This is a genomic window from Microcoleus sp. C2D2, assembly GCF_036702495.1.
GTDB lineage: Bacteria > Cyanobacteriota > Cyanobacteriia > Cyanobacteriales > Microcoleaceae > Microcoleus.
Genome location: NZ_JAUBTO010000100.1, coordinates 22141 through 31176, shown reverse-complemented (window position 1 = coordinate 31176; position 9036 = coordinate 22141). Strand labels below are relative to the sequence as shown.

General features: G+C 45.8%; 13 protein-coding genes and 1 pseudogene. 6 read left to right on the top strand and 8 right to left on the bottom strand.

Going from position 1 to position 9036, the window contains the following annotated elements:
* Positions 1–150: 150 nt before the first annotated feature.
* The 7 genes from QUB61_RS26315 to psbN form a co-directional block, all read right to left on the bottom strand.
* Positions 151–1131: a hypothetical protein gene (locus QUB61_RS26315; protein ID WP_333126026.1), complete on the bottom strand. Its 981-nt coding sequence runs from the start codon at positions 1129–1131 to the stop codon at positions 151–153.
* A gap of 467 nt (positions 1132–1598) precedes the next feature.
* The gene (locus QUB61_RS26310) at positions 1599–1730 is read right to left on the bottom strand and encodes a zinc ribbon domain-containing protein (protein ID WP_333190188.1); all 132 of its coding nucleotides are present in this window, start codon (positions 1728–1730) and stop codon (positions 1599–1601) included.
* Complete coding sequence (locus tag QUB61_RS26305; RefSeq protein ID WP_333126028.1) at positions 1696–1794, bottom strand: zinc ribbon domain-containing protein; 99 nt, start codon at positions 1792–1794, stop codon at positions 1696–1698. The genes QUB61_RS26310 and QUB61_RS26305 overlap by 35 nt, the downstream gene beginning before the upstream one ends.
* Before the next feature lie 9 nt (positions 1795–1803).
* Positions 1804–2712: a transposase gene (locus tag QUB61_RS26300; protein ID WP_333190186.1), complete on the bottom strand. Its 909-nt coding sequence runs from the start codon at positions 2710–2712 to the stop codon at positions 1804–1806.
* A gap of 390 nt (positions 2713–3102) precedes the next feature.
* Positions 3103–4014 (bottom strand): MBL fold metallo-hydrolase, encoded by a 912-nt coding sequence (locus tag QUB61_RS26295; protein ID WP_172189691.1) that lies wholly within the window; start codon positions 4012–4014, stop codon positions 3103–3105.
* 1 nt (position 4015) lies between these two features.
* Entirely contained in the window at positions 4016–5116 is a 1101-nt protein-coding gene (aroC, locus tag QUB61_RS26290; protein WP_333126033.1) for a chorismate synthase, read from the bottom strand.
* A gap of 421 nt (positions 5117–5537) precedes the next feature.
* Positions 5538–5669: a photosystem II reaction center protein PsbN gene (gene psbN, locus QUB61_RS26285; RefSeq protein WP_193971847.1), complete on the bottom strand. Its 132-nt coding sequence runs from the start codon at positions 5667–5669 to the stop codon at positions 5538–5540.
* Between the two features lie 212 nt (positions 5670–5881).
* Between psbN and psbH the strand changes: the two genes are divergently transcribed.
* From psbH to QUB61_RS26255, 6 genes and pseudogenes are all read left to right on the top strand, one after another.
* Positions 5882–6085: a photosystem II reaction center phosphoprotein PsbH gene (gene psbH / locus QUB61_RS26280; protein WP_172189685.1), complete on the top strand. Its 204-nt coding sequence runs from the start codon at positions 5882–5884 to the stop codon at positions 6083–6085.
* 151 nt (positions 6086–6236) lie between these two features.
* Positions 6237–6497 carry a TatA/E family twin arginine-targeting protein translocase gene (locus QUB61_RS26275; RefSeq protein WP_333126035.1) on the top strand — a complete coding sequence of 87 codons (261 nt, stop codon included), beginning with the start codon at positions 6237–6239 and terminating at the stop codon, positions 6495–6497.
* The gene (gene pth, locus QUB61_RS26270) at positions 6498–7160 is read left to right on the top strand and encodes an aminoacyl-tRNA hydrolase (protein WP_333126037.1); all 663 of its coding nucleotides are present in this window, start codon (positions 6498–6500) and stop codon (positions 7158–7160) included.
* A complete protein-coding gene (locus QUB61_RS26265; protein ID WP_006633689.1) occupies positions 7157–7423 on the top strand; it encodes a DUF3146 family protein in 267 nt (88 codons plus the stop codon). The genes pth and QUB61_RS26265 overlap by 4 nt, the downstream gene beginning before the upstream one ends.
* Before the next feature lie 128 nt (positions 7424–7551).
* Positions 7552–7911, top strand: a pseudogene (locus QUB61_RS26260) (type II toxin-antitoxin system RelE/ParE family toxin).
* 115 nt (positions 7912–8026) lie between these two features.
* On the top strand, positions 8027–8356 hold the full coding sequence (locus tag QUB61_RS26255; RefSeq protein WP_333126040.1) for a helix-turn-helix transcriptional regulator: 330 nt from the start codon (positions 8027–8029) through the stop codon (positions 8354–8356).
* 240 nt (positions 8357–8596) lie between these two features.
* Here QUB61_RS26255 and QUB61_RS26250 read toward each other — a convergent pair whose 3' ends face one another.
* Positions 8597–8959: an S-layer protein gene (locus QUB61_RS26250; protein ID WP_333126042.1), complete on the bottom strand. Its 363-nt coding sequence runs from the start codon at positions 8957–8959 to the stop codon at positions 8597–8599.
* Positions 8960–9036 lie beyond the last annotated feature (77 nt).

Below are 9036 nucleotides of genomic sequence, written 5' to 3'. Positions count from 1 at the left end.
TACACGCTTACTGAGTATGTGTAAAGCCGTCCTCCACTTCGTTAAAGGACGGGGTTTTAGACCCAAATTTTCGATAAAAAAACCAGCCGATCGAGCAGTGATGGCCCGATCGGCTAAAGTTTTATGTGGAGTGCGATCGCCCGCAGCCCTTTAAATGTGGAAGTGATACAAGATGCTGCCGTCGTCTTTAATTTCGCAATTGGCATTAAAAACTTCGGCTTGTTCGTTCAAAAAACGCTGAGCCACATCCGGCGACAGCCGCGTCTCCATCGCAAACCGCACCAGAGTGATTTCGCCGCGACCTTCTTTGATCAGTCGGTACAAAGCACTTTGGAGCCTGTCGCTCTCTTCTCGTTGAAAAGCGGCTTTGTACCTCCAATCCGCCACCGAAGGAATCAAACCGCGACTGACCAAAATCGCCAACAGCAGGCCAATTCCCAAAATCAGAGGCACTGTCGGATCGCTCGTGGGCGTCGCCACAATTTGTGGCACGGTAGCGGCGGCGAAACTGCTGACCATTTCTTTTTCCGACGCTTGCGTATCCGCCATTGCAAGCTGAGTTTTGTTGTAAAAATCTTGCTGCAGCTTCATTTGCTGCAACAGGCGAGCGCGCTCTCTTTCGTATTGGTCGAGTTTTTGCTGAGCTTGTTTCAGGTCTTGAGTGACTTGTGCCAAGCGTTGGTTGAGCGACTGATTGACTGATTGCCACCGATATCTGTTAATCAGGCGGCTTTTTTCAACCATGCCCTTCATCAACATATCCGCCGTTTTGATTGCTTGCTCCTGATCGGGCGAGCGATAACCAACAACAATCTCTAGGGGTTGTTCCGGCTTAGAAATCTTGACACTAGCATTTTGTCGAACTTGCTGGGGCGACAGCTTAACTGCATCTGCCACTGCTTTGACAACATTATCTGCTAGGAGAACCTCCGGGGTCAGTTGCTCTCCCTGCTTGAGAATTGTCGTGCCCGTGCTCGAAAATTTGACTGGCGGATTATTAGAAGTGAGAGTGCCTTGAGCCATGAATCCGGGGGGCGGGGCGAGGCGGTAGGCCAGGGCGCCTGAAATACCCATAATTACAGCAAAACTGCCTAAGGCAATCCATCTGTATTGATTTGCTGAAGATCTCAAACGTAAATTTCCCATTTTGATAGTCAAGTCATAACATTCGCTTGCTGGTGCTACTGTCAAACCCAAGAGCGATCGTTTCTTTCTTGTTAGTCAAATTGACTGCTGAAAAATTTCTCAGCTTGTAGCGAAAAGCTATTAGCTTTTCAGAGTTGTCAATATTCATGAGCCGAAAAAACCGATCGCGCTTTTATTTTATCAGAGCTATAACTTCAGTTTTTGTCCTTAATAATTAATCTGTAACAAGGCTTCTGGAAGTCTACTGGCATCAGACTAGCACTCAGGCCTGCGATCTCCTCGCCTCGCCGTGTTTGTTGACATTCAAAACTGTCACCTTTTCGCCCTTGACCATCCTGCTTCATAAAACCTCTCTAAACTTACCCAAAGTTATCTTTAGATAATTAGTGTTTAATTCCTACGCTGTTGGGCGCAACGTAGTGTAGGGAGTCGGCTATCCCAAGATAAGTAGGCTATCCCCCGATCGCGGAGGGTTCCCAGTTCAAAATGTTGATACTGGCGTTCAAATCACGGTCAATCGATTTGCCACAAGAAGGACAATCGTAAGTCCTAATGCGAGGGTGGCATATCTTGTTTGCTGCCACAGTTCGAGCAACTTTTAGAGCTAGGAAACCATTGATCTACCAGCACTAAATTCGCTCCATACATCTTGCACTTCTATTCGAGTTGACGCCTGAATTCATAAAATCCCAGGTCAGAGCTCGCCCAGCAAAGTTTATGATTAGCCATCCTCCCTTTCACATTCAAGTCTTCAATCTTAATCAGTTTAAAAGTTTTCACGGTGGGAGTTGTCAACTTCTGTAAAAACTCCTTACGAATGCCATAGATTCGCGAGTGAATCCGACTAATTTTATTGTAGGTTTTGCGCTGGTTCTTAGAGCCTTTTACTTGTCTTGAAGCTTTACGTTGTAATATTGCTAGCTTGGTTTTCGCTTGCTTTAACGGCTTTGGCGCATCAAAAACTTGATTGTTTGACCCTTCGGCTTCGCTCAGGGTAGCAAAGGCTCTAATTCCTAAATCTCTACCTACAGATTCCTGAAGTTGCTGGACTGGTAAGCGTTCCGCATCAACACCGAATGAGACAAACCAACGACTCCCTTCTTTTGATATGGTAAAAGTCTGGGAAACAAAACCGCTTTCGAGTGGTTCATGACCTGGGAATGTCCCTACTGTAGGAATCTTAATCGTATTCCCTGCATTCTGTACAACCTTTGGGCTTGACGAATCTACTGTAAATGATTGACCATCTCGACGACTAGCGAATGTTGGATGGGCTGACTTTCCTGAGCCATACCGATTAAAAGCATCTTTTAAATCAATTAATGCGTTTTGGTATACTCGGCTAGACAATTGATTCATCCAAGCAAATCCCGGTTGTTTTTTGACATGATTGGTCAAAACTTTCCTGAGTTGGTTAATCACTTTCGAGTCGGAAAGCTTGACGCGGCCATACATCTGAGTCCGAAGACTCAATCCGGAGAAGACAACCAGCCTAAATCCTGCGTGTTTCGCCATCAAGGTCGCTGCTCTATTATTTAATTTGAGTGCTCGTTTGATAGCAAACATACTTAGACCGACCTAAAGTTGTGTTTGATGGGGTACAGTTTCGATGCCTCGACTTATTTAACACTCCAACTAATTTTCCCAAATCGGCAACTTTCCACAGGTAAAAATTCCTGTAAAGATTAACTATGAGTAAGTTTAGCAAAGTATTTGGCGATTTAGTTGAACTCCAATTATCTTACGTCTTGGCGTCTTGGGGACGCGGTGGAACAATAAAAAAAACCTTAAATACTCTGCCTAAAAACTTAACAATCAAGAATTATACCATGCGGTTAAGAGTTTGCTGCATATTAAAAAAAATTGTGAATCTGGGGGCGAGACCAGATCCACATATTCACATAACAATTATGGTTCGATCGGTTGATGGTTCGATCGAGCCCAGGAGGCGAAGGTTCAGAAGCCGATCGGCAAAATAAGACCCTCGCGGGCCATGACAGCCTTCGGAAAAGCGATTTGCACGTCTTCGGCGATGCGATCGAGAAAATCGTCAGTATGAGCCGGATCGTGGTGAAAAATCACCACTCGTTTCACCCGGGCCTCCTTAGCCATTCTCACCGCTTCCTGCCAAGTCGAGTGTCCCCAACCCACCTTCGGAGACTTGGGGTTGTGATATTCCTCGTCTGTGTACATCGCGTCGTAAATCAGCACGTCAGCGTCGAGGGCTAAATTGTAGACATTCTCATCTAGCCGATCGGGAAAATGTTCGGTATCCGAACAGTAAACAACAGATCGTCCCTGCCAAGTCACCCGATATCCCATAGCAGTATTGGGGTGATTCAGAGAACCGGTCCTAATCTCAATATCGTCCAGCATCATCGTCTGGTTGTGATTGAGTTCGTAGAAATTCAAATCTGCCTGCAAACCCATCAGCGGCACCGGCGAATTCGAGTGCAGTACCCGTTCGACAAAGTGCCTTTTCATGCACTCTCCATCCGGCGGAGTCGCGCCGTAAATATCAAAGCTATTGCCCCGGATAAAAGCTGGGGCGAACAGCGGGAATCCTTGAATGTGATCCCAGTGATAGTGAGTAAAAAACATATAAGCTTGCACGGGCATTTCTTGCACTAACTGGTCTCCCAGCATCCGCAAGCCAGTTCCGCCGTCAAAAATCAAGCGTTTTCCACCGACTCGCATTTCCAAACAAGAAGTATTGCCACCGTAGCGAACTGTTTCCTCTCCGGGTGTCGGCACACTGCCCCGCACGCCCCAGAACTGTACTACAAAATCATCTATACCTTTTATTGCTTCGGAGGGTTGAGGGCAATCAACGGGAGTTGCCGCTACAGAGGACAAGCTGATTTCCATGTTAAAATTCAGGCTTTAAGGTTCCACATTGTCCGTGATGGCGCAGCAGATGGTCGCACAACACTAAAGCTACCATTGCTTCCACCATTGGCACAGCTCTTGGCAAAACGCAAGGGTCGTGCCGTCCTTTTGCAGCCAGAAGCGTTTCTTCGCCCTCTCGGGTTACTGTACGCTGCTGCTGGCGAATTGTCGCAGTTGGCTTGAATGCCGCCCGCAAAATGATATTTTCACCGTTAGCAATGCCACCCTGAATTCCACCGGAGCGATTCGTCACTGTACGAATTACCCCCTGTTCATCAGTATAGTATTCATCATTGTGTTCGCTGCCCTTGAGTAGAGTCCCGGCAAAGCCCGAACCAATTTCAAAACCTTTGCTGGCGGGCAAGGACATGATGGCTTTGGCCAAGTCGGCTTCGAGTTTGTCGAATACGGGCATTCCCAGCCCTTTGGGTACGTTGCGGGCGACGCATTCGACTACACCGCCGATCGAATCTCCGCTATCGCGAACTTTTTCGATCAGTTCAATCATTCTTTCGGCGCATTCGGCATCTGGACAGCGGACGATGTTGCTTTCTACTTCTTCTAAGGTAACAGTGTCCGGGTCGGCGACCCCTTCTAAGTCTTTGATGCGTTTGACGTAGCCAACTATGGAGACTCCTGCTGCTTGGAAGAGAATTTTTTTAGCGATCGCCCCTGCTGCTACTCTACCTATTGTTTCCCTCGCCGAACTTCGACCTCCGCCTTGCCAGTTACGAATTCCGTACTTAGCATCGTAGGTAGCATCAGCGTGGGAAGGGCGGTAGGTAGTCGCCATTTCGCCGTAATCTTGGGGGCGGGTGTCTTGATTCCGGACTAAAATTGCGATCGGCGTTCCCAAAGTTTTGCCTTCAAACACCCCCGACAGAATTTCGCACGTATCTGCTTCTTTGCGAGGTGTTGTAATTTTGCTTTGGCCGGGGCGGCGGCGATCTAGTTCGGCTTGAATTTCCGATGCATCTATCGACACCAGGGGCGGGCAACCGTCAATTACTACTCCCACACCGCCGCCGTGAGATTCCCCGAATGTCGATATCCGAAATAAATGCCCAAAGGTATTGCCCATTATGCTTTTGCCTGAAACTTCATAATTTTTACTTTAACTGGGAGATAGATTTTTCAAATATAGATTTACTGTATTTCTGAAGAACATAGCATTGGCTGGGAGAGTCAATCGATTTGAGATTTGAGATTTGAGATTTGAGATTGAAGCATTGACCCCACGGATAAATTCGGGGGGCAAGTTTCTCGGGTACAGGTTTTTTATTTCTGGACGGATGAATCCGGGGGCTTGTATCCTGGATGCTTTCGGTCAGAGAGAGGTTTTGTAGGGGCGATGCCCAGAGTGCCTGCCCCTGATGGAGAGTGTCCGAGTGGGGGAGGGGGAGAATTGTGAAAATATTCACGCTTGACGACTTCCCTCGGACTTCTTCCTTCCATCCGTTACCAAATCCGTTAAAACATCCGTTGCCGAACTTTCTTCTTCTCTAGTCTTCGTGTTCTTCAAAAGGATCTCTCAATTCCTTAGCGGGAGGACCGAAAGCCGTGTATATCGAGAAACCAGTGATTGCCACCAGACACATACCGAGAGAAATGCCGAGAACTGCTGCGGGTTCCATATTTTTGATCTATTATGAGTGCTCCACTCTATAATATTACAAAAAATAACAATCCGTCTGAACGTCTAGTGATTTTAGGCGCAGTACGGTATGACAGCCAACCCCCACTCCCCCGAATCCCAGTCGCCCTGCCGCATTTCTGAGAAATTGCGATCGCAATTAGCGGTAGAAATATGTCAAACTTTTCTGTAGAGATTCATTGCAGGTGACTTATGGCACAACGGACTTGGTTAGGAGATATACTCAAACCCCTTAACTCAGAATACGGCAAGGTAGCCCCCGGCTGGGGAACCACGCTATTGATGAGCGTGTTCATTGGACTGTTTTTCGTGTTCTTGTTGATTATTTTGCAAATCTACAACTCTTCGCTGATTCTGGAGAATGTGGATATGGATTGGTCGAGTCTCGGCCGCTAAAAATCGATCGCAAAACAGTAAGGCTAAAAGTAAAAGCTGAGGGTTGAGGAGAAAGGGTAAAAGCTAAGTTTTCCCATTTTTCCTTACCCCTTTCGATTACTTTTTCCCTAAATAAATAGGAATTAACTAAACAAATTGCAGGAGAAAAACCATGAATATTTTTGGCATTGGTTTGCCGGAAATGGCAGTTATTTTTACGATCGCCCTGTTGGTATTCGGTCCCCAAAAATTACCTGAAATCGGTCGGAGTATTGGGAAGGCAATTAGGGGCTTTCAAGAGGCTTCGCGGGAGTTTGAGTCGGAGTTCACGCGGGAAGCCAAGCAGTTAGAAGAAGCAGTAGCAACTAGCAGCAAACCGGAAACTGAAAAACTCGCGGCGGCGAAGCCCAAGGAAGATAGCACAGACATTTAAATGAACAACACTCAGAAGTCGGAAACACCAGCGGAGTTAGTGATTCCCCAGCTAATAGTTGGGTTGGGAAATCCCGAACCTAAATACGATCGCACCCGACACAACATAGGCTTTAATGCTGTAGATGCCTTGGCTAAATCTTGGCAGATTTCCCTGTCGGAAAATCGCAAATTTCAAAGCATATTTGGCGAGGGAAACCGGCCGCGGGGACAGAAAATCCGCTTGCTGAAACCGCTTACTTACATGAATCTCTCGGGTCAAGCGATTCGGGCGGCGGCGGATTGGTACAAAATACCTGCGGAGTCGGTATTAATAGTATACGATGATATGGATTTGCCGATCGGGAAATTGAGAATGCGGCTTGCCGGTTCTGCCGGCGGACACAACGGCATGAAATCGACAATTTCTCATTTGGGCACAGACAAATTTCCCCGCTTGCGGATTGGCATCGGCAAACCTCAAAACGATGCTGCTAAAAATGAGAAAGATACGATTTCCTTCGTGTTAGGAAAATTTTCCTCAGAGGAAAGTCAGTTAGTAGAGAAAGTGCTTAAACTGGTTGTAGAAGCTGTGGAACTAAGTCTGCACCAAGGAGTAGAAAAAGCCATGAGCCTTTACAATAGTCGCACAATTGCAGAAACAAACGCGGAAACAAAAAGGTGAGTTCGAGACGTTTGCCTGAAACAACTGCATATGTCCGGGTTACGGGCCAATCTTGGCAAAAAGGCACGATTGAGGGTGAAGTGACTGCCGGCAATTTTGAGTGGCAGTTTCAGTGGCGTTTCACGTCAGAAAAAACGCTGATACTTGAGCCTTCTCAGGGTAGGGCATTGATTCAGGAACCGCTGCACCGCTTTCTGGAAAAATGGGATTATCAGCTTGAACCAGGTGGGGATTATTCGTTTACGGTTCGGGCTCAGTTTTAATATTGATATTTATTTGGGAATAACTCTTGACCCTTTATGCTAAATCTAGCATAATATAATTGTACCTAGAAACCACAGGAATTTATCGATGAGAAAAAAAATCTTGAAAAAATGTAAACAAGAGACAAATATCACCCAAAGATATTCTATGGATCGGGAGTTCTCTGAACGATCTTAAAGAATTTCCTGAAGATGTACGTGGCATAATGGGCTATGCTCTGTATCTAGCACAAACAGGAGGAAAACACCAATCTGCTAAACCTCTCAAAGGGTTTGGAGGTGCAAAAGTTTTAGAAATTACCGATGACTGTGATGGGGATACCTATCGAGCTGTTTAGACGGTAAAGTTTGCAGATACAGTGTATGTTTTGCACGCTTTCCAGAAAAAGTCTAAAAAAGGAATTGCTACACCGCAACAAGATATTAAGTTAATCCAAGAGAGGCTAAAACGAGCTCAAGAACATTACGAAGAGTTCAAGAGTAAGTAAGACTGGAATCAGTAGTGATAAGAGTAGCTTATATTTTTAAATAAGCTGGAAATAGGCGGCTTCTTATCACTACTTTTTCAGGAATAACTAAGACCAGGTAAAAAAGGGGGAAATCATGAGTAAGGAGATCGATATTCAAGTTAGTAGTGGCAATATATTTGCTGATTTGGGTATGCCTAATTCTGATGAAATGCTGATGAAGGCTGAATTGGTACGCCAGATAACTGAGATCGTTAGTCAAAGGAAACTGAATCAAGTTCAAGCAGCAGAAGTATTAGGAATTGACCAGCCAAAGGTGTCAGCGTTGATGAGAGGAAAGCTGACAGGTTTTTCAACAGAAAGGTTGTTTCGATTTTTAAATGCGTTAGGGTGCGATGTGCAAATTGTGGTGAAGCAAAAGCTCGAATCGCCCGCGGCCGCAGGAATTAGTGTTGTTAGCATCTGATATCTGAACAGTCACTTTTTTGTATGATTCACCTTCTTTGCATTCACTTTTATAAATCGGCGGTTTGCCAGCAAATCAGGTGGCGTCGCTTACCGAGAAGCGACGCCATAATACATTGTCAAAACAGCTTTGTAAGCCCAGCGATCGGAAGGTACATCGGTAAAAGGATTTGGCAGGGTTTCAGCCTGATTCTGCACGCAAGCAGGGAGAATTTGTTCTGGCGTTGCCTGCAGCTGAGTTTTAAAATCTTGGTAATGGGAAAGTGGGAAAAGGTAATGGGGGAGGCCAACTTTCTGTAGGAGTATCTCCCGATTCCACTAATTCTTTAATTAAAGCAGGTGGCGTCCCTTCTCGGTAAGCCCCGCAATAATACATCGTCAGAACAGCTTTGTAAGCCCAGTGATTGGAAGGTACATCGGTAAAAGGATTTGGCAGGGTTTCAGCCCGATTCTGCATGCAAGCATTGAGAACTTGTTCTCGCGTTTGCTGCACTTGAACTAAAGAATTATTTGGCTTGACTTGTGCAGTATTTTGTGCGTTTGCCGGAGCTAACAAACCTGTATAAATTAACAGTGCAGCAGTGCCAAAGATGCTGAGTTTCATAAGTTTATAAATTTCTGAAAAAATTGGGTGGTAGTGAGGAATTTAGTCCTCCAAGTTGTGGCAAATAAGGACTCTTC